This window comes from Synechococcus sp. J7-Johnson (assembly GCF_024345795.1).
Taxonomy (GTDB): domain Bacteria; phylum Cyanobacteriota; class Cyanobacteriia; order PCC-6307; family Cyanobiaceae; genus Regnicoccus_A.
Genome location: NZ_JAGQBU010000005.1, coordinates 53028 through 78654, shown reverse-complemented (window position 1 = coordinate 78654; position 25627 = coordinate 53028). Strand labels below are relative to the sequence as shown.

The 25627-nt window shown below is 66.4% G+C and carries 31 protein-coding genes; 8 read left to right on the top strand and 23 right to left on the bottom strand.

The features are described 5' to 3' along the window. Position 1: 1 nt before the first annotated feature. Positions 2–934: a cytochrome f gene (petA, locus tag KBY93_RS04245; protein WP_255093000.1), complete on the bottom strand. Its 933-nt coding sequence runs from the start codon at positions 932–934 to the stop codon at positions 2–4. Between the two features lie 46 nt (positions 935–980). After that, the gene (gene petC / locus KBY93_RS04240; protein ID WP_255092999.1) at positions 981–1517 is read right to left on the bottom strand and encodes a cytochrome b6-f complex iron-sulfur subunit; all 537 of its coding nucleotides are present in this window, start codon (positions 1515–1517) and stop codon (positions 981–983) included. Between the two features lie 148 nt (positions 1518–1665). On the opposite strand from petC, the gene KBY93_RS04235 reads away from it, so the two are divergent. Continuing rightward, on the top strand, positions 1666–2016 hold the full coding sequence (locus tag KBY93_RS04235; RefSeq protein WP_255092998.1) for a DUF3067 family protein: 351 nt from the start codon (positions 1666–1668) through the stop codon (positions 2014–2016). Positions 2017–2028: 12 nt separating this feature from the next. Here the strand turns inward: KBY93_RS04235 and tatC are convergent, their stop codons facing one another. Together tatC and KBY93_RS04225 are read right to left on the bottom strand one after the other, a co-directional pair. After that, positions 2029–2844, bottom strand: coding sequence for a twin-arginine translocase subunit TatC (gene tatC, locus KBY93_RS04230; RefSeq protein WP_255092997.1), 816 nt, complete (start codon positions 2842–2844; stop codon positions 2029–2031). Next, positions 2841–4601: an NFACT family protein gene (locus tag KBY93_RS04225; protein WP_255092996.1), complete on the bottom strand. Its 1761-nt coding sequence runs from the start codon at positions 4599–4601 to the stop codon at positions 2841–2843. Before KBY93_RS04225 ends, tatC begins: the two co-directional genes overlap by 4 nt. A gap of 106 nt (positions 4602–4707) precedes the next feature. Between KBY93_RS04225 and gmk the strand changes: the two genes are divergently transcribed. Next, the gene (gene gmk, locus KBY93_RS04220; protein WP_255093057.1) at positions 4708–5292 is read left to right on the top strand and encodes a guanylate kinase; all 585 of its coding nucleotides are present in this window, start codon (positions 4708–4710) and stop codon (positions 5290–5292) included. A 104-nt stretch (positions 5293–5396) separates the two neighbouring features. Here the strand turns inward: gmk and psaJ are convergent, their stop codons facing one another. Next, positions 5397–5513, bottom strand: coding sequence for a photosystem I reaction center subunit IX (gene psaJ / locus KBY93_RS04215; RefSeq protein WP_094554336.1), 117 nt, complete (start codon positions 5511–5513; stop codon positions 5397–5399). Between the two features lie 11 nt (positions 5514–5524). Then, the gene (locus KBY93_RS04210) at positions 5525–6004 is read right to left on the bottom strand and encodes a Photosystem I reaction center subunit III (RefSeq protein ID WP_255092995.1); all 480 of its coding nucleotides are present in this window, start codon (positions 6002–6004) and stop codon (positions 5525–5527) included. Positions 6005–6081: 77 nt separating this feature from the next. Between KBY93_RS04210 and tsaD the strand changes: the two genes are divergently transcribed. Continuing rightward, a complete protein-coding gene (gene tsaD, locus KBY93_RS04205; RefSeq protein WP_255092994.1) occupies positions 6082–7146 on the top strand; it encodes a tRNA (adenosine(37)-N6)-threonylcarbamoyltransferase complex transferase subunit TsaD in 1065 nt (354 codons plus the stop codon). Positions 7147–7179: 33 nt separating this feature from the next. Then, complete coding sequence (locus tag KBY93_RS04200; RefSeq protein WP_255092993.1) at positions 7180–7362, top strand: high light inducible protein; 183 nt, start codon at positions 7180–7182, stop codon at positions 7360–7362. 15 nt (positions 7363–7377) lie between these two features. Here the strand turns inward: KBY93_RS04200 and KBY93_RS04195 are convergent, their stop codons facing one another. Continuing rightward, entirely contained in the window at positions 7378–8586 is a 1209-nt protein-coding gene (locus KBY93_RS04195) for a type IV pilus twitching motility protein PilT (protein ID WP_399222531.1), read from the bottom strand. A gap of 105 nt (positions 8587–8691) precedes the next feature. Between KBY93_RS04195 and wecB the strand changes: the two genes are divergently transcribed. Continuing rightward, the gene (gene wecB / locus KBY93_RS04190; RefSeq protein WP_255092991.1) at positions 8692–9816 is read left to right on the top strand and encodes a non-hydrolyzing UDP-N-acetylglucosamine 2-epimerase; all 1125 of its coding nucleotides are present in this window, start codon (positions 8692–8694) and stop codon (positions 9814–9816) included. An 18-nt stretch (positions 9817–9834) separates the two neighbouring features. Here wecB and KBY93_RS04185 read toward each other — a convergent pair whose 3' ends face one another. Next, positions 9835–11031 (bottom strand): efflux RND transporter periplasmic adaptor subunit, encoded by a 1197-nt coding sequence (locus tag KBY93_RS04185; RefSeq protein ID WP_255092990.1) that lies wholly within the window; start codon positions 11029–11031, stop codon positions 9835–9837. Positions 11032–11134: 103 nt separating this feature from the next. Between KBY93_RS04185 and ychF the strand changes: the two genes are divergently transcribed. Then, positions 11135–12226 carry a redox-regulated ATPase YchF gene (gene ychF / locus KBY93_RS04180; RefSeq protein ID WP_255092989.1) on the top strand — a complete coding sequence of 364 codons (1092 nt, stop codon included), beginning with the start codon at positions 11135–11137 and terminating at the stop codon, positions 12224–12226. 91 nt (positions 12227–12317) lie between these two features. On the opposite strand, the gene KBY93_RS04175 is transcribed toward ychF, so the two are convergent. The 5 genes from KBY93_RS04175 to KBY93_RS04155 all read right to left on the bottom strand — a co-directional run bounded on the left by KBY93_RS04175 (position 12318) and on the right by KBY93_RS04155 (position 15525). Further along, entirely contained in the window at positions 12318–12803 is a 486-nt protein-coding gene (locus KBY93_RS04175) for an N-acetyltransferase (protein ID WP_255092988.1), read from the bottom strand. Positions 12804–12853: 50 nt separating this feature from the next. Next, entirely contained in the window at positions 12854–13654 is an 801-nt protein-coding gene (locus tag KBY93_RS04170; protein ID WP_255092987.1) for an SDR family NAD(P)-dependent oxidoreductase, read from the bottom strand. Between the two features lie 104 nt (positions 13655–13758). Continuing rightward, on the bottom strand, positions 13759–14325 hold the full coding sequence (locus KBY93_RS04165) for a methyltransferase (protein WP_255092986.1): 567 nt from the start codon (positions 14323–14325) through the stop codon (positions 13759–13761). Then, complete coding sequence (locus KBY93_RS04160; RefSeq protein ID WP_255092985.1) at positions 14322–14759, bottom strand: methyltransferase dimerization domain-containing protein; 438 nt, start codon at positions 14757–14759, stop codon at positions 14322–14324. The genes KBY93_RS04165 and KBY93_RS04160 overlap by 4 nt, the downstream gene beginning before the upstream one ends. Before the next feature lie 52 nt (positions 14760–14811). Beyond that, positions 14812–15525 carry a peptidase gene (locus tag KBY93_RS04155; protein ID WP_255093056.1) on the bottom strand — a complete coding sequence of 238 codons (714 nt, stop codon included), beginning with the start codon at positions 15523–15525 and terminating at the stop codon, positions 14812–14814. Between the two features lie 129 nt (positions 15526–15654). Here KBY93_RS04155 and KBY93_RS04150 point away from each other — a divergent pair, with 129 nt between their 5' ends. Continuing rightward, a complete protein-coding gene (locus KBY93_RS04150; RefSeq protein WP_255092984.1) occupies positions 15655–15885 on the top strand; it encodes a hypothetical protein in 231 nt (76 codons plus the stop codon). A 14-nt stretch (positions 15886–15899) separates the two neighbouring features. Here KBY93_RS04150 and KBY93_RS04145 read toward each other — a convergent pair whose 3' ends face one another. Next, positions 15900–17150, bottom strand: coding sequence for an MFS transporter (locus KBY93_RS04145; protein ID WP_255092983.1), 1251 nt, complete (start codon positions 17148–17150; stop codon positions 15900–15902). Here KBY93_RS04145 and KBY93_RS04140 point away from each other — a divergent pair. Next, positions 17126–18724 (top strand): alpha/beta fold hydrolase, encoded by a 1599-nt coding sequence (locus KBY93_RS04140; RefSeq protein ID WP_255092982.1) that lies wholly within the window; start codon positions 17126–17128, stop codon positions 18722–18724. The genes KBY93_RS04145 and KBY93_RS04140 overlap by 25 nt on opposite strands. 9 nt (positions 18725–18733) lie before the next feature. Here the strand turns inward: KBY93_RS04140 and KBY93_RS04135 are convergent, their stop codons facing one another. The 9 genes from KBY93_RS04135 to ruvC all read right to left on the bottom strand — a co-directional run bounded on the left by KBY93_RS04135 (position 18734) and on the right by ruvC (position 25625). Then, positions 18734–19753, bottom strand: a complete 1020-nt coding sequence (locus KBY93_RS04135; RefSeq protein ID WP_255092981.1) for an ABC transporter permease — start codon at positions 19751–19753, stop codon at positions 18734–18736. Beyond that, on the bottom strand, positions 19750–21336 hold the full coding sequence (locus KBY93_RS04130) for an ABC transporter substrate-binding protein (protein WP_315856384.1): 1587 nt from the start codon (positions 21334–21336) through the stop codon (positions 19750–19752). The genes KBY93_RS04135 and KBY93_RS04130 overlap by 4 nt, the downstream gene beginning before the upstream one ends. Positions 21337–21383: 47 nt before the next feature. Continuing rightward, the gene (locus KBY93_RS04125; RefSeq protein ID WP_255092980.1) at positions 21384–21614 is read right to left on the bottom strand and encodes a hypothetical protein; all 231 of its coding nucleotides are present in this window, start codon (positions 21612–21614) and stop codon (positions 21384–21386) included. Positions 21615–21913: 299 nt separating this feature from the next. Continuing rightward, the gene (locus tag KBY93_RS04120) at positions 21914–23218 is read right to left on the bottom strand and encodes a homoserine dehydrogenase (protein WP_255092979.1); all 1305 of its coding nucleotides are present in this window, start codon (positions 23216–23218) and stop codon (positions 21914–21916) included. A 34-nt stretch (positions 23219–23252) separates the two neighbouring features. Further along, entirely contained in the window at positions 23253–23672 is a 420-nt protein-coding gene (locus KBY93_RS04115; protein WP_255092978.1) for a SufE family protein, read from the bottom strand. A gap of 43 nt (positions 23673–23715) precedes the next feature. Further along, positions 23716–24237, bottom strand: a complete 522-nt coding sequence (locus KBY93_RS04110; RefSeq protein WP_255092977.1) for a hypothetical protein — start codon at positions 24235–24237, stop codon at positions 23716–23718. A 51-nt stretch (positions 24238–24288) separates the two neighbouring features. Next, a complete protein-coding gene (locus KBY93_RS04105; RefSeq protein ID WP_255092976.1) occupies positions 24289–24504 on the bottom strand; it encodes a hypothetical protein in 216 nt (71 codons plus the stop codon). 54 nt (positions 24505–24558) lie between these two features. Further along, on the bottom strand, positions 24559–25164 hold the full coding sequence (locus KBY93_RS04100; RefSeq protein WP_255092975.1) for a 5-formyltetrahydrofolate cyclo-ligase: 606 nt from the start codon (positions 25162–25164) through the stop codon (positions 24559–24561). Beyond that, positions 25164–25625: a crossover junction endodeoxyribonuclease RuvC gene (ruvC, locus tag KBY93_RS04095; RefSeq protein WP_094554355.1), complete on the bottom strand. Its 462-nt coding sequence runs from the start codon at positions 25623–25625 to the stop codon at positions 25164–25166. The genes KBY93_RS04100 and ruvC overlap by 1 nt, the downstream gene beginning before the upstream one ends. Between the last annotated feature and the right edge of the window lie 2 nt (positions 25626–25627).

Here is a 25627-nt window from a genome sequence, read left to right as displayed (position 1 = left end):
CTCAGATGCCCTCAGCGGCCTGGACCTTCTCCACCTGCTTCTTCTTCAGCACCAGCATGATCTGGGCCAGAGCCACCGCCGCGAAGAAGGCGAGCATCCCATATATACGGACAGGATTCTGGAGGACGATTTCAGCATCGAGCTGACCGAAGCCACCCACGTTGGGGTCATCGGAGAGAGGGGCACCGGCGCTGACGCTGTCACCCACCGCCACGGTGAGGGTTGGGCCGGCGGGAATGGTGTCGCTCACGCTCTGACCATCGGCGGTGCTGATCTCCACCACGGAAGCGCCGTTCTCACCAGGGGTGATGGCGGCCACTGTGCCGTCCACGGAAGCGTTGAAGGCCCCGTTGTTGCTCTTCTCACCGGTGGGATACACCTGGCCACGGCCCCGGTTGCCCCCAACGTGGATCGAATACTTACCGAAGTGAATGGAGCTGTCGCTGCCCGGATCAGGCGAGAGGATCGGGAAGACGATCTCCTGGTGCTGGTCGCCAGGCAGGGGGCCCACCAGAAGAATGTTGGGATCGTTCTCGCTGTACTGGGTGAAGTAAACACCAGCGGTTTCTTCCTTCAGCTCCTCGCTCAGTCGCTCAGGAGGAGCCAGCTTGAAGCCATCGGGGAGCATCACCACCGCACCCACGTTCAGGCCGGAACGGCTGCCGTCAGCTCCCACCTGCTGCACGGCGGTGTCGTAGGGAATCTTGACCACCGCCTTGAAGACGGTGTCGGGCATCACAGCCTGGGGCACCTCCACCTGGGTGGCCTTCTTGGCCAGGTGGCAGTTCGCGCAGACGATCTTGCCGGTGGCTTCACGGGGGCTGGCGTAATTCTGCTGAGCCCAGAACGGATAGGCCCAGCTGGCCTGGGGAGCGACCAGCAGGGCAGCAGCGACGAGCAGGGAGCTCAGCAGCAGGGAGAGGGAACGACGCATGGTGGGTGGGCGAACGGGCGACGAAGGAAAGGGAGAACGGGGTGGATCAGGCCCACCAGGGCTTGTCGCCAGTCCGGAAGTCGGTGTCGCTCCACTGGCTCAGGAACACGGTGTCGTTCTCGACCGTGACGTTGGCCAGAACCAGGGAGAGGGGTGCCGGACCGCGCACCACCTTGCCGGTGGCGTCGTACTGGCTGCCGTGACAGGGGCACATGAACTTGTTGGCGCCGCTGTTCCAGGGCACGACGCAGCCCAGATGGGTGCAGATGGCGTTGATGCCGTAGCTGCCGATCGCCTCGGGACCTTCCACCAGCAGGTAGGTGGGATCACCCTTGAGCCCCTGCACCAGGCTGCGGTCGCCTTCCTTGTGGGTGGAGAGCCAGCCGGTGGCCGTCACGGTGTTGCCCAGCTCATCCTTGGCTGTTGTGCCGCCGCCACCGCCAGCGGCCCTGGGGGGGATGAAGTAGTTGACCACCGGGTAGAGAGCGCCAAGGGCAACCCCTGTGACCGTGCCGAAGGTGAGCAGATTCATGAACTGCCGACGACCCATTCCGGGCACATCGCTCACAGGGATCTGGGTCATACGAGGCGTTCCTTGGTGCCGAAGCAACGTGCCGATCATTATGACCGTTGCACCTCCGGCCCCAGGCGGCCAGATCGGGGGTCTGATCAGCTGCCGCAACATGCTGTTGTGACTTCCACCGCTGCGCTCCTCCTCGCCGTCCTCGCCGTTGTCCGATCCAGCCGCTCCCTTCGCCCCGGCGCCTCTTCGTTATGAGGAGGTGATCACGTTGCTGCGCTCTCGCTGGCAGGCCTCCTACGACCTGCAGCTGGTCCAGCGCCGAGGGCGCTTGTACCTGCAGGTGATGTGGGCTTATCTCGAGCAGCAGTCTTTCCCGCTCGATGCCGCCGGCTACGAAGCCCGTCTGCGGGAGCTGGTGGAGGTGCTCAACAATCTCCAGGTGGCGGAGCAGGTGAGGGGGTGGCTGAGCACCACAAGAGATCGGCCGCGGCTTGGCAAGGCTATGAGCCTGGCTCTGGAGCCGGCAGCGGATGGGCGCAGCAGTGAATTCCTGCTTTGACCTCAGAGCGGTTCAGGCGGGCTCGGGCCTCACCTGCTCCACCAGTGCCACCAGCGCCACCCCGATCAGGAACAGGGCCGTGATTGCTCCAGTGAGAAGCAACATCGTCACCGGGTCTGTGGAGGGAGTGAGGACGGCGCCGGCCAGGGCCGAGCCCAGCACCACCCAGCGCCAGGCACCCAGCATGGTGCGGGATCCCACCAGCCCGAAGGCCCCGAGCAGCAGCTGCAGCACCGGCAGCTCGAAGGCCAGTCCAGTGGCCACCATCAGCAGCAGTACGAAGTCGAGGTAGCGCTCGATCGACCAGATCGGTTCAACCACATCGGCCCCGTAGTTCACCAGGAAGCGCAGGGCAGCGGGCACCAGCGCCCACCAGGCGAAGGCCAGGCCTGCCATGAACAGCACCGCCGATGCCGCCACTGCGGGGGCCACCAGTCGCCGCTCACGCCGGGTGAGCCCGGGCAGCACGAAGGAAAGCAGCTCATAGAGGATGTAGGGGAGCACCAGGGTGAGTCCGGCGTAGCCGGCCACCTTCAGGGAGACGAACAGGAATTCGCCAGGTGCCAGCTGCAGAAAGCGCATGCCTACCGCCGGCACCTGCAGCACACGCACCAGGGGGCGTACTAGCGCCAGGCAGACGGCCGCGGAAACCACCAGGGCCAGCAGGCTGCGCAGCACGCGCCGCCGCAGCTCCTCCAGGTGTTCCACCAGGGTCATCTCCACTTCTGCGGGGAACTCATCCGGGCGGCTGACGCGGATGGGTGCCGGCGCGGGCAGGGCGGTTCCGGTTGATCCGCCGCTGGCTGTGGATGGGGTTGGTTCGCTCATGGCCCTGGCTCCGCTGGGACCTTAGGCACAGATTCCGCCGCCGCGAGCCAGTGGGCGGCCCGCTCGGGCGAGGCCCAGACCACCTCCCCCCCCTTGTGGGTCACGGTGCCGGCGGCAGCCCCGGCAAGTCGTTGCAGCTGATCGCAGGGCACCTTCAACACCGGCACGCGCCCATTGTGACGAGCTCGGCTGAAGTGGGCTGCCAGATCAGCGGCCAGCTGGAGGTCGGCGTCGGCTGCCACAGACGCTGAGGCCTTGAGCATCACATGACTGCCCGGGCATTCCTGGGCGTGGAACCAGAGATCGCCTCGGCGGGCCTGGCGCAGGCTGATCCACTCGTTCTGGCGGTGGTTGCGGCCCACCTGCACCCGCAGGCCGCCGGGCGTCAGCAGCTCCAGGGGGGACGGGGTGCTGGCCTGGCCTGGGCGGGGCGGACCGCGGCGGCCGGAGCGGCGCCCTTCAGCGCCTCCCCTGGCCAGCAGCTCATCGCTCTCTTGCTCAAGGGCCTCCAGCTGGCTGAGGGCGTCCTCCAGATCCCCGACATGGTTGCCGTGGCCGGGGCTGATCTCTGGGCTGTGCAGGGCGAGGAAGGCCAGGCTGGCGTCGATTCGCTCAAGCTGTCGCTGATGCAACTCCAGCCGGGGGGTGATCGAGACCACCGAGCGCCGCAGCCGCCGGGCCCGCCGGTAGAGGGCCTGGGCCTCGCCCACCTGCTCGCGGCTGGGGGCCTCCAGACAGAGCAGGGCGTCGGCTTGCCGGCGCAGATCATGCCCGCTCTCCACCTGATCGAGCAGGGCTTGCTGCTGCTGCCGCTGGCGTTCCTCCCGCTCCCGGGCCGCCAGCAGTTTCAGCTCCAGGCACGCCCGGCGTCGCTGCAGTTCCCCCTGGCCCAGCCGCTGCCTGTAGTAGGCCGCCAGGGGGGCGTTGACGGGCCCACGGCTGGCGGTGCCCCAGCAGCGGTAGTGGCTGGAGCCGCCAGAGCCAGTTGTGGAGTCACATTCTTCCCAGCCGAAGCGCTCCTGCTCCAGGTCCTGCAGCCAGCGCTGCCAGCGCGCCCAGAGGTGATCCCAGTGCTCCTGCCTGAGTTCGCCCACAGGTTGAGCCAGCAACTCCACCGCCGGCACCGGCGCCCCATCGGCAAGCTGCAGCGCCAGGGCTGGACTGATCCCCTGGTAAGTCTGTTGCAGGGCCTGACGCAAGGACACCGGTACCAGCTGCAGCCGCCGCAGCCAGCGTTCCTGGGTCTCCCTGAGGCTGGGTTGATCCGACTGCAGGGCCGGCGGGCGTACATAGCTGGAGCCACTGGCGATCGGCCGCAGCCGTGACTGCTGCTCCCGTACCTGGCGGGCCAGGCTCACCACCCTTCCCTGGGCATCGAGCAGGAACACGTTGCTGTGGCGGCCCATCAGCTCCACCACCAGACGGCGGCCACTGGGTTCCCCGGGCCGGGGCGCGAAGTGCAGATCCACCACCCGCTCGAAGCCCTCCTGCTCGATCGCCACCAGGGCCAGTCCAGACAGGCCGTGTTGGAGAACCCGAGCCAGGGTGCTGCCGTCCCCCTGCTTCGGCGGCGGATCGATCGCCAGCAATCGGGGGGCCGCCGCCAGCCAGCTGATCTCCAGCCAGCGCATTCCGCTCAGACCGCGCAGCCCCAGCTGCAGGGTGTGGGGATTGGGCTGCTGAGCCTTCTCGAAGCGTGCCGGCACCAGCAGGGGACGCAGCTCCGCCAGCACCGCCCGCAGGGTGGTGAGATCCATGGCCTGGATGGCCGGGCTTGGCTGGGTCTGGGGCGCCATGGGCTGCCGCTCCACGCCGGAGCGTGCGGTGGGATCCCTCTACTCTGCTGGCCAGCCGATGACCCCCATGGGATCGCCTTCAACGCCAGGACGGCTCACCGTGATCAGCGGCCCCAGTGGTGTGGGCAAGGGCACACTCGTGGCGGCTCTTCTGCAGCGCCATCCCGACATCTGGCTGTCGGTTTCGGCCACCACCCGCGCGCCCAGGCCTGGTGAGATCGATGCAGCCACCTATCGCTTTCTCGATCGCGAGCGCTTCGAGTCCCAGGTGCAGACAGGTGGTTTTCTGGAGTGGGCCGAGTTTGCCGGCAACCTCTATGGCACGCCGCGGCTTCCCGTGGAGCAGCATCTGGCCGAGGGACAGCCGGTGTTGCTGGAGATCGAACTTGAGGGGGCCCGTCAGGTGCGGCGCAGCTTCCCAGCCGGGTTTCATGTGTTCATCAAGCCCCCCAGTTTCGAGGAGCTGGAGCGGCGCATCCGTGGAAGGGGCACCGACAACGAGGAGGCCATCAAGCGGCGGCTGGCACGCGCACGCCAGGAACTGATGGCCGAGGCTGAGTTCGACGCCGTGTTGGTGAACGCCGACCTTGGCGTGGCCCTGGAGGAGTTGGAGCTGCTGCTGGGGTTCGGTGATGCCTGCCATATCCAATAGACGAGACATGCGAAGACTGGAACCCAAGGAGGGAGGAGCAGACATGAAAAAAGCGGCCTGTTGAAGGGCCGCTTTTAACGATCAATGAGGCCTGATGCAGGCTTTCAGAGGGGGTGGATGATCAGATCCGGGAAGAAGCGGAAAATCTCGATGGTGATCCCGGCCGTGAGCGTGAACCAGACGGCGGCAACAACGGGGGCGGTGGTGAGGAATTTCTTCATGGGTCTAGGAATCAGCGGGGGGAAACGGTCACTTTGGCGTCGGCTTCCACCATTTTTCCGCTGGCGAACTCACTGAAGGCTGCCAGGGGCCAGACGGCGGCGGACAGGGTGGATTTGAACGCCAGGGGCAGATCGATCTGGATTTCACGCATGGTGGCGTCCTTGCTGCCGCGGATGGCAATCAGGTAGCTACGGCCGGCCCAGCCGATCGTGCCAGCGATGTAGAGGAAGAGGAGGCCAGGGATCAGGAAATCACCGGCATGGCTGAAGCGGCCATCGACGATGAGACGGGGCAATCCATCGGTGCCACAGAGGGCCTGGCTGTAGTTCGCGAACCGGGCCTTGGCCTGGTCGTTGGTGGCTTGGCTCGCCCGCTGCTGGAAGCGGGGGCTCTCAGCACAGGGGGTCAGCCCTGCCAGATCGGCGTTCGCCATGGGGGCGAAGCCGAAGATCAGGAAGGCTGAAATCAGAACAGCAAAGAGACGGCGCATCGTGTCCGGTGCTGGGATTAAGACCTGCGGGAAGGCAGGATGTCACACGCGGACAGTAGGGGACTTCCCTGGAGCCCATGCCCACCGTTCTGGCCGTCGAAACAAGTTGTGACGAGTCCGCCGCCGCCGTCGTGCGCGATCGCCAGGTGCTCGCCAGCGCTGTGGCCTCCCAGGTGGAGGAGCACGCCCGCTGGGGGGGGGTGGTGCCGGAAATCGCCTCCCGGCGCCATGTAGAGGCCCTGCCCCAGCTGGTGGAGCGGGTGATGGCGGAGTCGGGGCTGAACTACGCCGATCTCGACGCAATCGCGGCCACGGTGGCACCGGGGCTGGTGGGGGCCCTGCTGGTGGGATCGATCACCGGTCGCACCCTTGCCCGCCTGCACGGCCTGCCCTTTCTGGGGGTGCACCACCTTGAGGGGCACCTCTGCTCGGTGCAGCTGGGGGAGCCACTTCCACCAGGCCCTTACCTGGTGCTGCTGGTCAGCGGCGGCCACACGGAGCTGGTGCGGGTCGATGGGGTCGGCTCCTACCAGCGGCTTGGACGCAGCCATGACGACGCAGCCGGGGAGGCCTTCGACAAGGTGGCGCGGCTGCTGGGACTGGGCTACCCCGGCGGCCCCGCCATCCAGGCGGCCGCCGCCACCGGCGATTCCCAACGCTTTCCCTTGCCCAAGGGCCGGGTGTCCAGGCCAGAGGGTGGGTTCCATCCTTACGACTTCAGCTTCAGTGGTCTCAAGACCGCGGTGCTGCGGCTGGTGCAGCGCCTCGAGCAGGAGCCGCAGGAGCTTCCTGTTGCCGACATCGCCGCCAGTTTCGAGCGGGTGGTGGCGGAGGTGCTGGTGGAGCGCAGCTGCCGCTGCGCTCTGGATCAGGGGCTGGACACGGTGGTGCTGGTGGGCGGAGTGGCTGCCAACCGCCGCCTGCGCCAGGCCATGGAGGAGCGCTGCGCCGTCCTCGGCCTGCAGTGGCGCGTGGCTCCCCTGGCCTACTGCACCGACAACGCCGCCATGATCGGCGTGGCAGGCGCGGCCCGACTGGCCAGCGGGGCCCGCAGCGGCTGCGATCTGGGGGTGATGGCACGCCTTACGCTTGAGCAGGCCGGCAGCCTTTACGAAACGCGGTCCGGTTGTAAGTCGCTTTAGAGTATTTGGAAATCTGTCTTGGGACGAGAACAGATGGCCCCTGCTGAGATCAGCGAGAACCTGCTCGAGCCCGTCGATGTCGACCCACAGGAACTGAATGCCTGGCGCCGTGGTTTCACTCCCCAGGCTGAGATCTGGAACGGGCGCCTGGCCATGCTTGGCCTGTCCCTGGGGTTGGCGAGTCTGCTGCTGATCCGTCTGGTCACCCGCTCCTGAGCAGCGTCGGCACCCTCAGCTGATCCGACCGCGCAGGGTCTGGGCCAGCTCGTTCGGTTTGAGGCTGTGGGAGAGGGCTTCGCGGGGATCCACCTGACCCTCTTCCACAAGTGCGGCCAGTGATTGATTGATGGTCTGCATTCCGTCAAAGGCACTGCGGGCCATGATCTGCTCCACCTCGTCGAGATCCCCGCGCTGGATGTAGTCGCGGCAGGCTTCAGTGTTCACCAGTAGATCGTGATAGGCCCTGCGCTTCCCGCCCACGGTGCGGATCAACCCCTGGGAGATCACCGCCAGCAGGGATTCCGCCAGCTCGCGGCGCATCTGTTCCTTGCTGGCCGGGTCGAACAGTCCCATGACCCGGTCCACCGTGCGAACGGCTGAATTGGTGTGGAGGGTTCCGAAGACCAGGTGGCCGGTCTGGGCGGCTTCAAGGGCGGTGGTGAGGGTGTCGCGGTCGCGGATTTCACCGATCAGGATCACATCGGGATCCTCCCTAAGCGCTGCTCTCAGGGCGGTGTGGAAGTGCTTGGTGTGATGCCCCACCTCCCGCTGTCGAATCAGGCAGGTGCGGCTGGTGTGCACGAATTCCACCGGATCTTCGATCGTGATGACGTGCTTGGCGGCGGTTCGGTTGATCCAGTCGATCATCGCGGCCAGGGTGGTGCTCTTGCCGCAGCCCGTGGGGCCGGTCATCAGCACCAGCCCCTTCGGATAGTTGGCCAGCTGCTTCATCACCGGCGGCATCGCCAGTTGATCCAGGCTTGGCACCTCTAACGGGATGAGCCGCAGCACCATCGCAGGGCCGCGCACGTTCTCCAGCAGGTTGATGCGGACGCGCGCGAAGGGGAATGCGTAAGCCCCGTCGAAGTCCAGGTCGCGACGGAAACGATCCAGGTCGGCGGGCTCGACGATCTCCTCCAGCCAGCGCCGGAATTGCTCCCGGTCGGTGGTGGGCCAGCCCGTGTTCACCATCACCCCCTGGTCGCGATAGCGGGGCGTTTCGCCCACGCTGATGTGCACGTCGGAGAAGTCCCTGGCTTCGGCGATTGCCACGATCGCTTCAAGGCTGGGAGGCAGATCGCCGAAGGTCGGGCGCACGGATTCCGGCGTTGGATGGACCGAATCCACAGGGGCCGGAGTCGGCGGAGGTGGGGGCGGCAGTCTGATTGCTGCGGCATCGACCAGGGCCTGGGGAGCGTTGCTGCTCTCGAGCGGGTTCACAGGTTGGCTGCGGCCAGTGCAAGCAGCATTGCTCGAAACTGAGCCCCTGTCACGGAAGAGCCTGCGGGCCCCCTTCCCTAGGATCCGAGCCACCGCCTCGCCCCCTTGTCCGCCACCGCACCGCTCGTGAGCATCGTGCTGGGCACCAGGCCTGAAGCGATCAAGCTGGCGCCGGTGATCCTGGCTTTTCAGCGCGATCCAGGCTTCCGCACCCGGGTGGTGCTCACGGGTCAGCACCGGGAGATGGTGGCCCAGGTGATGGATCTGTTCGGGCTCACCCCTGACCGCGACCTGGCCCTGATGGCCCCGAAGCAAACCCTCACCCATGTCACCTGCGCGGCACTGCAGGGACTGCGCGAGGAGTTCCTGGAGCATCGACCCGAGCTGGTGCTGGTGCAGGGCGACACCACCACCGCCTTCGCTTCGGCCCTGGCGGCCTTCTACGAGCAGATCCCCGTGGGCCATGTGGAGGCCGGGCTGCGTACCGACAACCTGCTCGATCCCTTCCCGGAGGAGGCGAACCGGCGCCTGATCTCCCAGGTGGCCCAGCTGCACTTCGCCCCCACCAGTGTCTCCGAGGCGAACCTGAAGGCGTCAGGCGTGGTGGGGCAGATCCTGGTCACGGGCAACACGGTGATCGATGCGCTGCTGCTGATGGCCGCCTCGGCCCCCCTGCCCCAGGTCCCAGGCCTCGACTGGGAGCGGCAGCGGGTGATTCTGGCCACTGTCCACCGCCGAGAGAACTGGGGGGAGCGTCTCACCAGCATCGGAGAGGGATTCCGTCAGCTGCTGGACCGCCACCCCGACACGGCCCTGCTGTTGCCTTTGCACCGCAACCCCACGGTGCGGGAGCCCCTGCAGGAGCTGCTGGGCGACCATCCCCGCGCTCACCTCTGCGAACCGCTCGACTACGACGAGCTGGTGGGGGCGATCAGGGGCTGCACCCTGCTGCTCTCCGATTCCGGCGGTCTGCAGGAGGAGGCGCCGGCCCTGGGCAAGCCGGTGCTGGTGCTGCGGAGAACCACGGAACGGCCAGAAGCGGTCACGGCCGGAACGGCACGCCTGATCGGCACCGACAGGGAGTCGATCGTGGACGAGGCCAGCCGGCTGCTGGACGATCCCCAGGCCTATGCCGCCATGGCCCAGGCCCATAACCCCTTCGGCGATGGCCAGGCCAGTGGCCGGATCCTCGAGGCCAGCCGTAACTTCCTGAGCGGAGGCCGGAACTGATCGGGCATCCGGCCGCCGTCAGGAATCCCGTTTCTTGGCCCAGGGGGGCAGGTCGATGAACACCCGGGTGCCTTCCTTGAGACCCGTGATGATCTGTGTGTTGCGACCACTGCTCGAGCCCAGGGTCACCGGCTGAAAGCGGGGTTGGTTGTCCTTGCCCACCAGCAGCACGCCCGGCCGTCCTTCCTCAGTCACCACCGCCACGGTGGGGACCAGGGTCTGTGGGGGAAGGCTGCCGGTCTGAAAGTCGATGTCGGCGGTCATGCCGATGCGCAGCAGGTTGTTGGGATCGCTGAGTGAGAGTTTCACCTCGAACGACGTGACGTTGTTGTTTTTCACCGCCCGCGGTGCCACCTGGATCACCCGTGCAGCGAATCTCTTGTCGGGGAAGGCATCCACTCGCACGCTGGCGCTCTGGCCGATGCTGATCCGGCCGATGTCGTTCTCGGGCACTTTGGCGACCACCTCCAGCCCCTGAGCCAGCTCCACTACCGAGGAGCTGGAGGCGCCGGCGTTGGCCGAGGCGGAGGTGGTGGGAGTCACGAAAGCGCCGGGGTCGGCGAAGCGCTGGGTGATCACCCCATCGAAGGGGGCCCGGATCGTGAGCTCAGCGCGTTCCACCGTGCGCTGGTTGAAGCGCTTGCGGGCCACGTCCAGTGAGGCCCTGGCCGTGAGCGCACGGGTGCGGAAGGACACGATGTCGTCCTCGCTGATGGCCCCCTGCTCGAACAGCTTGAGTCGGCGTTCGTAGTCGGAGCGAGCTCGGTTCTCCTCCGCTTCCGCCAGGCGCACCTGGGCCTCCAGTTCCAGCTCCCGTTGGCGCAGGTCACCGCTGTCCATCAGGGCGATGGGCTGGCCCTCGCTGATCCGGTCGCCTTCATCCACGAACAGCGACTCGAGCACACCGCCGCGCTTGGGGCTGACGTTGACGCTGCGGCCTGCCTCCAGCTCGCCGCTGGCGCTCACCACTCCCGGGAGGGTGCCGCGCTGGGCCACCACGGTGAAATCGGCCAGGTTGCTGCGCTTGGCGGCCTGGCGCTGGCGTTGCCAGACGGTCACACCGCCCACAACCACCAGCAAGGCCACGGCCCCGGCCGCCAGTCGCCGCCAGCGGCGTTTCGGAGCCGGGCCGATTGCCCCCTCTCCAGCCGTTGCGGACACGCCGCGGGTCAGCGGAGCCTGGGGCGGCTTCGGGGCTGGGGGTTGTTCGAGCATCCGCGTGGCGATGGCCGTGCTCCATTCACTGCGACCAGTCTTCCTGGTGTTGCTCCCAACTGTGGCCCTGTCCCCGGAGGTGCCCCCGTCTAGATTTCGCCCCATGCTCAAAGCCGGAATCGTGGGGCTGCCCAACGTGGGCAAATCCACCTTGTTCAACGCCCTGGTGGCCAACGCCCAGGCCCAGGCGGCCAATTTCCCCTTCTGCACGATCGAGCCGAATGTGGGCGTTGTGGCAGTGCCTGACGGGCGGCTGCAGATGCTCTCGGATCTGTCCAGCTCTCGCGAGATAGTCCCCACCCGGGTGGAGTTCGTCGACATCGCCGGTCTGGTGAAGGGAGCCAGTCAGGGGGAGGGCCTGGGCAACAAGTTCCTCGCCAACATCCGCGAGGTGGACGCGATCGTGCACGTGGTCCGCTGCTTCGAGGACGACGACGTCATACACGTGTCGGGTGAGGTGGATCCGGTGCGTGACGCCGAAGTGATCAATCTGGAGCTGGGCCTGGCGGATCTGGGCCAGATCGAGAAGCGCCGTGAGCGGCTGAAGAAGCAGGCGCGCACCAGCAAGGAGGCCCAGGCCGAGGATGCAGCCCTGGCGCGGATCCAGGCGGAGCTCGAGCAGGGAGGTGCCGCCCGCAACGTGGAGCTGGGGGAGGAGGAGTTGCCCATGCTGAAGCCCCTGGGGCTGCTCACCGCCAAGCCGATCATCTACGCCACCAACGTTTCGGAAGACGATCTGGCCGAGGGCAATGCCCATAGCCGCGCCGTGGAGGAGCTGGCTTTAAAGGAAGGCGCCGAGGCCGTGCGCATCTCGGCCCAGGTGGAGGCGGAACTGATCGAGCTTGGCGAGGCTGAGCGCGCTGATTACCTGGAGGGCCTGGGGGTCAGCGAGGGTGGGCTGCAGAGCCTGATCCACGCCACCTACCGCCTGCTGGGCCTGCGCACTTACTTCACCACCGGCGAGAAGGAAACCCGCGCCTGGACGATCACCGCCGGTATGACAGCCCCCCAGGCCGCCGGGGTGATCCACACCGACTTCGAGCGGGGATTTATCCGTGCCCAGACCGTGGCCTACGCCCAGCTAGTGGAGGCCGGCTCCCTGCCGGAAGCCCGCAACCGCGGCTGGCTGCGCAGTGAGGGTAAGGAGTATGTGGTCCAGGAAGGGGACGTGATGGAGTTTCTGTTCAACGTCTGAAGAGATAAGCCTCAGCCTCCCGCCGCTCACAGCTGGAGCAACTGAACATGGCGTGATCTCTAGAGATTGGACCTGCCACTGAGCCGACGCTTCAGCCAGCAGGTTGTGCCAATTTTTTCTGCAGGTTCAGGCTGGCCACTTCGTATCCAGCTGTTGCATAAAGCTGCTGAGCCGTCTTGTTGGAGTTGAACACGTGCAAGACAATGGCTGCAACCCCCCGCGCCAGGAGGGCGGCCTCGATCGCCTCCAATGTTGCCCGGGCATGCCCCTGGCGTCTGTGCTGTGGATAGATGAATAGCTGATGAATGAATGCGATCTGCTCAGATCCTCTGCTGCCAAGGCTGACACAGATGAAGCCGATTGCCGATTTGCTGTCGTTTTCAACGATCTCCAAAAAGATGTTGTTAGGCGTTGACAGGCCCTGGGGGAGAAGCCTTTTGATCTCGGCTTGTGCAAGTTCGAGAGATTCTGTTTTAGGCCATCGATTCAAGCCTTCGATATCGTCCAGAGAGCTCTCGATCGCTTGTTTGATGAAGCCAGAGAAGGCTTCTGCGCGCATTCTCAGAAGGCGGATCATGGGGTGTTGGCATGGCGGTGCGGTTTCCAGGGCTGAGGTCACGGCTCAGGTCAGGGCTCTGGATAATTGAAGGCCACCCCCTGCGGCAGCCACTGGGGGTGGGTGCTTGCGTCATAGACATACCAGGGGTCGGTGCGGGCGTAATCATCCGGAGAGGTGTCCAGCAGTACCCAGGCGATGAAAGCCACGGCCAGTCCCGTGGGGATCAAGTTGGGCTGATTCATGCGGAAGAATTCCGCCATCTTGAAGTCGGCCGGATCGGGGGTGCGCAGGTCCGACTGCATGTCCGTATCCACTTCCCCGGGGATGAGCTCGGCCACCGCCATCGTGGTCGGGCACTCAAGCTGCAGGGAGCGGCTCACGGAATGCAGGGCGTGTTTGCTCATGCAGTACAGAGAGAGCCCTGGGAAGGTTTCGTGGGCTGAGCGGGTGGAGAGATTCAGCACCCGGGCTGCGGGCACCATGCGCTGCGCCAAGGCCACACTCAGCCGCGCGGGGGCAATGGCCATGAGCGTCAGCGCCGCCGTCATGGCGTTGCTGGAGTGAGCCACCAGCGGACCGACCGGCGTGACCGCCCCTGCTCCATTCACCAGGGCGGCGAGGCTACGGGGCCCCAGGGCAAGCTCGATGCCCTCGATGGCGGCCTCGATTCCGGCGGGGGTGGAAAGATCAGCTTCCACCATTTGCAGGTCGTCGTCGTGGGCCGGCAGGGTGCAGCTCACGATCCTGCGCACCACAGCAATCACGGACCGCCCGCGCTGGCGGAGCTGATTCACAAGCTCGCGCCCCAGGCCGCGACTGGTACCGGTGACCACGACGACGCCCGCTGGCAGTTGGTCAATCTGTGACATGGAAAAACACGATGGCTGGAACTCTGATGAGAGGTCAGGCTCCACTTAGCCCATCAGTCTGCAGCCGGATCGAGGCTGAACCGGCCACGCTGGCCCGGACTCGGTCACTTGATCGCGATCACCATCGAGTCGGGTCCGACGAGATGCTCCATCCTCGTTGTCGAGAATCCGGCCTCCTTCATCCAGCCGGTGCAGTTGGCGCCGGTGTAGTCGAAGCCGCCCGGTGTTTCGATGAGCATGTTCAGACTCATCAGCAGTCGAAAAGTATTCTGAGATCGATCATCGTCGATGATGGCCTCGTAGACCACGAGAGCGCCACCATCAGGCAATGCGTTAAATGCCTTCTGGATGAGCATTCGTTTCGTGGACAGGTCCCAGTCGTGCAGGATGTGACCCATCAGAACGACATCAGCTTTGGGTAATTCCTGTTTGAAAAAATCACCAGATTCAAATCTGAGTCGAGCCGACAGGCCATGAGATGAAACGTAGTCCTTGAAAATCGGCGCCACCTCGGGCAGGTCAAAGCCGATACCCTCCAGATGGGGGTTGGTGAGGGCAATCTGGACCGCCAGATCGCCCTGAGCGGTGCCGACATCCACAAAGGTGCGCTGTTCGTTCCATGGGAACATTCTGGCAATGGCCATGTTGGCGCCTCGGCTGATCCCGCTCATGGCACCAGGAACTCCTTGAGGCGCGCGGGACTGGCGTAGAGGGTTTCGAACAGGGCTGGTCCTCCAGACCTGAGCTCATTCTGCGGCAGGCCCGTGCGCAGCCCCTCGGTGAGATGGCCCCAGAAGGGATAGAGACGTGAGTTGGCCAACTCAAGAATGCCGCCCATGTAAGACGGCTTCCCGGGATCCAGGAAAGCGTCGGTTTCGGGGGTGTTGCTGTAGACATCTGCCTTTCGCTTCAGGAAGCCAAGGGCCACGAGGGCATCCAGAAAATCCCTGGCCGAGCGCGGGTGCATCCCCAGGCCTTCGCGCAGGGCATCCAACGACTGAGGCCCCCGGGCCAGTTCCGCGAACACACCGATCTCGATCGCGCTCATCAGGGCTTTCGAGGCCCAGAAGGCCATCCCGGTCTGCAGGATTTTTTCAGGGTTCACGGCTGGTATGTGGATGTCTGGTTGCCTGACTCGCTCACTCTGAATGCAGGGCTCAGGACCAGTCCAGAGCGGGAAGTCCGCGGAAGGCCTGGCGTACGCCTGTGCTCCAGCCGGTGCTCAGGGCTGAGAAGTAGGGGTCGCCATCGAGGAAGCGGCGCCTGTGGCGAATGGCCAGGCTGTCGCGCTCGTACCAGATCAGGTCGATCGGCATGCCCACCGACAGATTGCTGCGCATGGTGGAATCGAAGGACACCAGTACGCACTTGGTGGCATCGGCCAATGTCGTGGCAGGGGTGATCACACGGTCGATGATCGGCTTGCCGTATTTCGCTTCGCCGGTCTGCAGGAAGGGTGTGTCTTCGCCAGCTTCGATGAAGTTGCCTTCGGCATAGATGCGGAACAACCGCGGGACTTCTCCCCTGATCTGGCCGCCCAGAATGAAGGAAGCGTTGAATTTCAGTGCACTGCCCTCCAGGAAGGGGGCATCGCGATGTTCGATGTCGCGCATCGCATCCGACACCAGCATGGCCACATCGAACAGGGTCTGGGCGGTCCACAGGGTGGAGCTGCCGTCGTTGCGACTGGCCCGCTGTTGCAGCAGGCTCACCACCGCCTGGGTGCCGGCCAGGCTGCCCGAACTGAGCAGAACGATCACCCGATCACCGGGCCGCTCAAAGGTGGTCATCTTGCAGAACCTGGCGAAATCATCGACGCCGGCATTGGTGCGCGAATCGGAGGCCATCACCAGACCCTCCTGCAGCAGCATGCCCACGCAATACGTCACAGTCTTATTTTTGCTTTGGCGGCTCCATTTTTACGGCGGACCCGCTCCAGCGTCTGTCCCGGCGGCGCCCCCGCTGAGGGGGGACAATGGGAGCAGCTGCAGTGGCCGGTGATGCCCACATCCCAGACGTCTCCCGCCAACGATCCGGAAGCGCCAATCGATCCGGCCGCTCCCGCCGATCACCCCCACAACTTCGAGGTTCAGAAGGAACTGCACCAGCGGATCCGCAACGACCCCGACTACGACGACTGGGAATACGGCACCGAGCCGCTCCCCCATGAGTCGGAAGCCTGGATCCGCGCCCAGCAGGCCAATGCCGACGCCCAGGTCAAGGGCCCCTGAGGGGGCGCCATCGCTCAGGGGCCCGCTTGGATCCGCCGCTGACCGGGGTGGGGATGGAAGCGGTTCAGCTCCCCCACCAGCAGCAGACCCAGCAGGCTCAGCATCGTCATCAGCAGCCAGAGGCCGGCTCCGTGCCGTTGGTTTTCCAGCAGCCAGCCCCCCACCAGGGGAGCCACGAAGGAGCTGATTGCGAAGCACTGGGAGAACAGGGCCAGAGCCATCCCCTGGTGCGTTGCTGGAGTGATTTCGATCACCGCTTCACTGGCGGTGGGAAGGAAGGCCGCCGCCGCTGCCGCCAGTGGCACCTGGGCCAACACCAGCAGGGGCAGGCTCTGCCAGCCCAGGGCTGACAGGGCCAGCAGCAGGCTGCCGAGTGCAAAGCCCAGCAGGCTCCAGCCCAGCCCAAAGGCCACCCGCCGCTCCGACAGCCAGCGCCCCAGGGGCCACTGGAACAGCAGCAGCAAGCTGAGCTGCAGGCCCAGCAGCAGGGCCCCGAGGCTCTCGGGCAGCGGTGCCCGCTCCAGCCCACCCCGAACCAGATCCAGCGGCAGGGCGCTCTGCAGGAGCGACACCATGGCCGTGGCCAGCAGAGTCACGCCCAGCAGGGGCAGCAGGGGCTTCACCCACTGGCGCCAGGCAAGCCGGCGATCCCCGTCGCTGCTGGCGGCCGCCACGGGCAGAGGTGAGCGCAGCAGCAGGGTGATCACCACCACCATGCAGGCGATGTCGACCAGATAGATGCCGCGCAGGTGCCGGCTGCTCGCCAGCAGGGCTCCCAGCAGCACCCCCAGGGCCGCGCCCAGGGCATCACCGGTTCTGACCAGGGCATAGGCACGGCTGCTGGACAGGGGTGGCGCACTCAGGGGCACTGCCAGCTCGATCGCCGGCCAGTAGATCCCCATCGCCATGCCCAGCAGCACCTGCCCCAGCACGAAGGCGGCGAAGGTTTCAGCCCTGAACAGCTGGCTGTCGGCCAGCACTGAGATCAGGGCCGCCAGCAGTACCGGCCGGGTGGTGCTGAGGCCATGGTCGAGCCACCAGCCGCTCAGCAGCCGGCCCATGGTGCCAGCCAGTGCCGCGGCAGCCAGGCCCTGACCCACATCCAGGGCCGAGAACTGCGCCTGGTGGAACACCACTGGAGTGAGATAGAGGATCCCCCCAGCCCCGAAGCTGCCCACCAGGCGGATCAGGGTCAGCTCGCGCAGCGGCGCGGGAAACTGGAGCCACCAGATTGGTTGGCTTGCTCCTGCCTGCGGCTCAGTCACAACACGTTCGCCGGGGGCTGGCACTCCTGACCAGTCTGCTGGTGGGCTCGCTGACGCCGCTGCTGGCAGCGTCGGCTCGGGCCGCCGACCGGCTGGATGTGCAGCTCGATGGCCTCTCCCTGCCCCTCGACCTGCACCAGCTCGATGCCTGGAGCCGGGACCCGAAGGGCAGCCGCAATGAACTGGCCATCTGGTTCGAGCTGCTCGACGAGCGCAGTCGCGATGATCTGTTGTCCTTGCTGCGTGCACCCCTGCTGCCTGACCGGGGCTTCGCTCTGCAGCTGCTGCAGAGCTGGGCTGGCCGCCAGGTGCTGCAGGAGGTGGGCGAACTGTTCGCCGGAGGGAAGCCCGGCAGCGGTGTGATGCTGCTCACCACCCTGCGGGAGCGCCTGCAGCGGCCCGAGCCGATTCGGTTCGTGGAACTACTGCTGGCGGTGCCCACGCCCCAGCTAACCCTCGATCTCGATGGGCTGCTGCAGCTCGCGGGTCTCTGGCGGCAGCAGCTGGAGGAGCAGACTCTGGCACTGGAGAGATTGCGGGACCTGCCGCTGCGCTTCCGGGAGGATTCAGCGACCAGGGAACGGCTCTCGGCGATTCAGCCTGACCTCAGGCCCAGATCCATCGCCCTGAAGGTGGCCCACCGGTCAGCCCCGCTGGAGCTGGAACTCTGGCCGGCCGTGACGCCCCGCCAGGGCTCATGGGTGGTGCTGATGCCGGGACTGGGGGGCAGTAGTGCCCAGCTCGGCTGGATGGCCCAGGGCCTGGCGGCCCGGGGCTGGCCGGTGGTGCTGATCGAACACCCTGGCAGCAACGAGACGGCGGTGCGCCAGATGCTCGATGGCCAGCGGCCCCCGCCAGGGGCTGAAACCCTGCCCGATCGTCTGGCAGATGTGGAGGCGGTCCTGGCGGCGGAACGGCAGGGGCAGATTCCCCGACTTGGCCACTCGGTGGTGCTGATGGGCCACTCCCTGGGGGGGCTTTCGGCAATGCTGGCGGCCGGTCTGCGCCCGCTCCCGGGCCTGGCCCGCCGCTGTGACCGGGCTCTGGATGTGATCCCCCTGATCAACATCTCAAGGTTGCTGCAATGTCAGCTTCAGGAGGTGCCCCTGCCTGAGCCGGCGAGCGGCCAGCCGAGAACCCTGGCTGCCGTGGTGAGCCTGAACGGCTTCGGCAGCCTGCTCTGGCCTGGCCGTGGTCTGGAGCGCCTCAAGGCCCCGCTGCTGATCACAGGCGGCGGGCTGGATCTGGTCACCCCGCCGGTGAGCGAGCAGCTGGCACTGTTCCTGCAGCACCCGGAACCACGCAGCCGTCTGGTGATGGTGGAGGGCGGCAGCCACTTTTCCGTGGTGCGCGTCAAGGAGCACGAGCAGGCGCTCTGGCGGCTCGGTGATGGCCTGGTGGGAGTGGAGCCAGTGCGTGTGCAGGAGCTGCTGCTCAGCCTCACCAGCGAGTTCCTGGCGTCGGTGGATACGGCCGTGCCGATGGCCCCTCAGCGCCGCAGCCGCGATGGCGTGACGGCCTATGTGCTCGATGGCCGCAATGCCCGGCGCTGGCGCAGTCGCATCGGCCGCTGAAGGCGTGGCTCAGAAGCGGATACGTGGATCCAGCACCGCCACCAGCATGTCCACCGTCACGCTCACCAGCACCACCAGGGCCGCCACCACCACCACAATCCCCTGCACCAGGGGGTAGTCGCGCTGGCCGATGGCCTCCTGAAGTCGGAAGGCGATGCCTGGCCAGGAGTAGGTGACCTCGATCAGCAGGGCGCCGCCGATCAGAGACGCCACGGTGATACCGGTGATCGTGAGCACCGGCAGCAGTGCATTTGGCAGGGCATGGCGCAGCACCACCCGGGTTTCACTAAGCCCCCGGCTGCGGGCCGCTTCCACGTAGTCGGAGCGCAGCACCCTGCGGAGGTTGAGTCGCAGGGCGTTGGCGAAGATGCCGCTGAGCAGCAGGCCCAGGGTGCTGGCGGGCAGCACCAGGTGCCGCAGGCTGCCGGCCAGCTGCTGGGGATTGGCGGCACGCAGGCTGTCAAGCAGATAAAAGCCGCTGCCGCTGGGGGGCATCAGGGTGGCGGGGAAGCGCCCTCCCACCGGCAGCCAGCCCAGCCAGACGGCGAAGATCAGCTGGATCACCATCGCGGCCCAGAACGGCGGCAGGGCATAGGTGCCGATGCCATAGAGCCGGCCTGCCAGATCGAGCCTGCCCTCGGGGCGAGCGATGCCGCTGAAGCCCACCGCCAACCCCAGCACTGCGGCGATCAGCAGCGCACACAGTCCCAGTTCGAGGCTGGCCGGCAGGCTCTGGCGGATCACCTCCAGCACCGGGGTCTGGTTGGTGAGCGATTCCCCCAGATTCCCCTTGACCAGATCGGCCAGGAAGTGGCCGTATTGAGCCGGCAGGGGCTGGTCGAGCCCCAACTGCTGGCGCAGGGCCTGACGCGCCGCCTCCGGCGCCCGTGTGCCCAGCAGGGCGTCGATGGGATCCCCAGGCGCCAGCCGCAGCAGCAGAAACACCAGAGTGGCGATCAGCCAGAGCATCACAGGAGCGAGCAGCAGCCGGCTGCCCAGGTAGCCCAGCAGCTGACGGCGGCGGCTCATGGCGCAGGCCTCGAAGCGGCAGGCCGCTGCTGAAGCTGGCTGAGCATCACGCGGCCGGAACCATCGAACACCGGAGTGCTCAGGCTGGCCTGGGCCCATGCCCGCGGCGCCACCAGCCAGACCGGGATGTAGGGGGCGGCGGCGGCGGTGTCCCGCTGCAGACGCTGCAGCAGCTCGATCCGCTCGCTTCCCTCCAGGCTCTGGCTGAGGAGCAGCTCCTCGTTCAGGCCAGGGCGGGTCCAGAAGCTGCCGCTGGCGGCACTGGGTCCTTCCAGGCAGCGATAGCCCACGGCCTTGTTGCAGCCCAGCAGCGGCTGCAGGTAGTTGTCGGCGTCGGGGTAGTCGCCCATCCACTCCAGCAGGATCGAGGCGAAAGCCCCCTCTCCAAGCTGACGGTAGGCCGTGGTGGATTCCATGCCGCTCACCTCCAGAACGATGCAATCACCCAGATCCCGGCGCAGCTGTTCCTTCCAGATCAGGGCGAAGAGTTTGTCGGCTGGGATGTTGGAGCGGAAGGTGAAGGGCAGGTTCAGCGTTCGGCCCCGGCAGTAGCCGGCCTGCTCAAACAGGCGCCGCGCCTGCGCTGGGTCGTAGGCCGGCCAGGCCGTCGGTTCGGAGCCGCTCAGGCTGGGCGGTACCAGATCACGCAGCGGCGGCCGCAGGCCATGGGTCACCCGCCGGCTGATCAGTTCGTGGTCAAGGCTGTGGGCAATGGCACGGCGCACCAGCGGGTTCTCCAGGGGAGGCTGGTCGCTGAGCAGGGTCAGGTACCCGATCTCCAGCGCCGGTCCCACCCCTTCCAGCAAGCGCCCCCGTTGGGCGTCCTGGTGCAGGGAGAGCTGCTGGTCGCCCTCCAGGCTGGTGGAGAGTAGTACATCCACCTCGCCGCTGCGCAGGGCCCCGTAGAGGGCCGTGGAGTTGCTGAGGTTGACCAGGTCAAGCCCGTTGTTGGCTGGACGCTCCCCCCAGTAGTCGCTGAAGGGCTCCAGCCGCTGCTGCTGATCGGCGAAGAAGGTGAGCTTGTAGGGGCCGGTGCCCACGAAGCGGTCATTGAGGAAGCGCTTGTCGTGGCTTCGGTACGCAGTGGGGGAAAGGGGCGTGAGACTGACTGCGCTCAGCAGCTGGGGCAGGGCGGTGAAGGGGCGCCGCAGCTTCAGTTCCAGCTCATGGCTGCCGCTGGCCCGCACCGAAACGATGCGATCACCCAGTAGATAGCTGAGCTTGCCGATGGCCAGAAACCGCTCCAGGGTGAACACCATGGCGGCGGCATCGAAGCGGGTGCCGTCGTGGAAGCGCACTCCCTGCCGCAACGGCACCCAGGCGGTGAGCCGATCCGGACTCAGCTTCGGCAGGGCCGTGGCCAGCCGTGGTTCCAGCTGACCCTTGGCATCGATCGCGTAGAGCGGATCGCCGATGGCGCTGATCAGCTGGAGAGCCCCGAAGCTGTAGGTGGCAGCCGGGTCCACAGAGTCGATTCTGGTGCGGCTGCCCACCACCAGCCGCCCCCCGGGGCCTTGGGGCTGACAACCCAGCAGGGCCCCCATCAGGATGGCCAGCAAGGACACCGTGCGCAGCCGCTTCAAGCCAGGCAAAGCGTTCAGGAGGCTCCTGGGTGCTCAGAGGCCCCCATTCAAGACCGCGACGGGCAGCTCTGGGAATGGGGCAGGTGATTAAGTTCCACCTGGCGGATCGACACCTCGAACACCGGAGAGCCGTGCCGCGCCAGGGGCCAGCGACGCACCCAGCAGCGGTCATGGGGTGCATCTACACCGATCACCTGATACAGGCCATCGCTCGTGGGTCCGGCGCTGAGGGCCATGTCGGCACTGAGGTGAACGCAGTCACCCTGATGGAGGGTCATGGCGGTCGCTGGGTTGTGGGGCGAACGGCAGCCCTGATCAGGGCTGGCAGGGGCGAGGGACAGGGCTGGGTACCGGGAAGCGAAGGAATGGGGAAAAGCCGTTGTCGGCTCAGGATTTCGCAGGGGTGGCTCAGGTGGCGTTCAACCTGGACAACGTGCGCTGCCAGGTGAGCGGATGAGCATCCGGATGCTGGTGAAGGAATGTTTCCATATTGGCCCTGCTCTGCCCCTGCTCGTCAACCGCTGCCGCATGAGCGCTCGTTTTGGCCGCCAGCAGGTCTGCTGATGGCCTCAGGGCCTCAGAGGGTGCGCAGGCAGGCTGCCACGCTCTGGACCCCTGAGAGAGCCTGGATCGCGGCCAGGGCCGCCTGGAATCGGGCCTCCTCCACCTCGTGGGTGATCACCACGATTTCAGCCTGTCCGCCGCTGGCCTCCAGCTGCACGATCGATTGGATCGAGACGTCTTCGTGGCCGAAGCAACTGCCGATGCGGCCGATCACTCCGGCCTGGTCGCTGGTCTGCAGGCGCACGTAATTCCGGTGGCTGGTGCGGGAAGTCTCCACCAGGCTGCAGCGGCGCCAGCGGCTGGCCGCCAGCAGGGGATCCAGCCCTCCGCCGGTGCCGCCCATCTGGCGGATGCCGGCGATGTTGAGGATGTCGGCCACCACGGCCGAAGCGGTGGGGCCTGCCCCTGCCCCCGGGCCGTAGAACATCACCCGCCCCACGGGATCTCCCTCAACCAGGATCGCGTTGTTGACCCCATTGACCACCGCCAGAGGATGGTCAGAGGGGACGAGCGTCGGGTGCACACGCACATCGAGGCATTCGCTGCCATCTGCCGCAGTGCCAAGGTGCTGGGCCACAGCCAGCAGTTTCACCCGGTAGCCCAGCTGGCTGGCGTAGCTCACATCCCTCGCCTGCAGGTCACTGATGCCGACGGTGGGAATCAAGGAACGCTCCACCGAGCCGCCGTAGGCCAGCCCGGCGAGAATCGCGATTTTGTCTGCCGCATCATGGCCCCCCACATCGGCGGCGGGATCGGCTTCGGCGTAACCCAGCTTCTGGGCCTCCGCCAGGACCTCGGTGTACGCAGCCCCCTCATCCGTCATGCGGCTGAGGATGTAATTGGTGGTGCCGTTGATGATGCCGCTCACCCGTTGGATGCGGTTGCCTCCAAGGGATTGCTTGAGGGGTTCGATGATGGGAATGCCTCCGCCCACCGCCGCTTCGATCAGCACGTAAACCCCTTGGCGGGCTGCGGCATCGGCGATTTCCTCGCCATGGCGGGCGATCACGGCCTTGTTGGCCGTCACCACCGACTTGCCCGCGGCAATGGCCGCGAGGATCAGGCTGCGGGCCGGCTCCAGCCCACCCATCACCTCCACGACGATCTCCACCGAGGGATCGTTCACTACCTCCTCCGGGTCGGTGCTGAGCAGCTCGGGAGGCAGGGCCACGGGCCGGGGGCGGTTCGGATCGCGCACGGCGATGCGCCGCAGCTCCAGCTCCGCCACCAGTGGATGGCGCCCGCCTGGGGAGGTGAGTATCTCGGCGACTCCGGCTCCCACCGTGCCCAGACCGAGCAAGCCGATGCCGATGGTCATACCGATTACAGCGCGAAACCGATGATCCTAGAAATCATTCCGCCGCCAGGCTCCTGGCCTGGGCCTGCATCATCTTCAGAATGTTCAGGAATCCATTGGCCCGGGAGGGGGTGAGGCTGGCCTGAAGGCCCGTCTCGGCCAGAAAGCCAGGGTCCAGACCAGCTGCCTGGTTAGGCGCCAGGCCCTCCAGCCCGGCGATCAGCAGTGCCAGCAGCCCCTTGGTGATCTGGGCATCGGAATCCCCCTGCCAGTGGAGCTTGCCGTCGACCAGTTGCCCCACCACATACACCTGGGAGACACAGCCTTTCACCTTGAACACCTCCTGCCGGAATTCCTCGGGCAGGGGGGCGAGCTTCTTGGCCAGCCACAGCACGTACTCGTAGCGGCGCTTGGGGTCGCTGGTGCCCCGCAGGCGCTCCACGATCGCGTCGAGGCTTTCGCTGCCGGTGCTCATGGACTGGGTCAAGGGAGACGTAAACCCAGTGTGGCGCTTGCTCTCAGCCGCGGCGGCGCTGCTGGATCGCCAACCCACCCACCAGAGCGCCCAGCCCGGTGATTCCGCCAATCAGCAGCAGCGATCGGTGTTGATGCACTGAGAGCAGCGTGGGCTTCAGCCCCGGATCGGCACTGCTCACCTGATCGAGCTGGGCCTGGCCCGCTTGTGTGGGCACCTCAAGGAAATCCCGATGTCCGGGACCTGCATCGACCTGCAACTCCCAGTTGCCATCGGCGCCCTTGGGCATGTTGAAGCTGAGGCGCCCCTTGGCATCGATCTGACCCACCTCCACGGGCTGTCCCCCATTGGGGGGCACCAGCCTCACTGTGGCGCCCTCCACGGGTTCACCATTGGAGAAGTGGCTCTCGAGCATCAGCCCGTCCCGCAGGGATTCCAGCCGATCCAGACTGGATTCGATCGCATGGGCCTCGACCCTGCCTGGAGCTGCGATCAAGCCAACCAATGCAGCCAGGGCCGCGAGGGCGAGCTGGCTGGACAGCCCGGTGAAACGTGGAGTCGTCATCGGCAGGGCGTGGTCGCGTCGGAGGGAAGTTGCTCCAAAACTAAGGCGACTTCAGGAGGCTGACCAGCGGCTGCCGGCAGCCTGACCCTTGCCGGCCTGGACCATGCGCACCATCGAGCTGACCATCATCGAGAGAGCTTCACTCGGCTGGGAGCGGTGGCCCAGCTCAGCAGCCATCACCCGCTCGGGCACCGTGCCGGCCCCGAATGCGGTGGCACCGACCCGACGGGCGGGAGAGGGGCGGGAGTGATCGAAGCTGAGGTCCAAGGAAGTAGGGGCTCGAACCTGGGGATCCTGGCAAAGAGATCGACGCTGGGACCATCAAAGCCCGGACCTCTCAACAGGTTGCAACCATTCAATCCCCCCCTCGCTGAGCCAGCCATTGAAGGGAACATCCCATGGGTCGACCGGCAATTGCTCCACCGCGCAGCTGGCTGGGGCCACGATCAGGGCCGGCACTGCGCGCCAGGAGGGATCGGCTCGCAGCCGATCGAACCAACCACCGCCGTAGCCCAGCCGGAAGCCGCGGCGGTCGAAGGCGAGGGCCGGCACCAGCAGCAGGCCAAGGGCCGCGGCTGGTAAGGATGTGCCTGCCGGCACCGGCGCCGGCACCCCCGTGGCATCGGGCAGGAGAGGATCCGTGCCCCCCCAGACCTCGTAGCCGAGTCTCCTCTTGTCTGCCAGATCTCGGATGGCGGGCAGTGCCAGCCGGCCTGGAAGAGCCCGGGTCAGTTCACGCAGATCCGGCTCACCCGCCAGGGGCCAGTAGAGCCCAAGCCGCTGGTCTGCCCCGAGCAGGGGCGGCACCCCGGTCAGGGCCTGAGCCAGCAGCCGCTTCTGCTGCGCCTCGGGCTGATCAGCCCGCCGCTGGCGAAAATGCCGGCGCCAGACGGGTTTGGGGTCGCCTAGCCCCGGTTCGCCCGCCATCAGCGCTGAAACCAGCCGGTGAGAGCAACGGCGAGGGCATCGGCGGCGTCATCGGGGCGGGGGGGATGCTCCAGCTCCAGTTCCCGCATGACGGCGTCCAGCACGTCGTTCTTGTCGGCATGGCCTGAGCCCGTGAGGGCCAGCTTAATCTGCATCGGCGGGTATTCCACCACCGGCACCTTCAGCCGGGCCAGGGTCATCATCACCACGCCCCTGGCCTGCACAACCGAAATCGTGGTGCTGGAGCGGTAGAAGAAGAATTTCTCGACGGAGGCCAGGTCGGGGCTCCAGCGGCGGACCAGCCAGCGCAGGTCGCGGGCAATCTCCACCAGCCGCTCACCCTCCGGAGTGCCGGCCTCGGTGCGGATCATCCCGCAGTCCAGCAGTCGCTGCGGCGGGCCGGTTTCGATCAGGCCATACCCCACGCGGGCCAGGCCTGGATCGATGCCGAGGATGCGCAAGG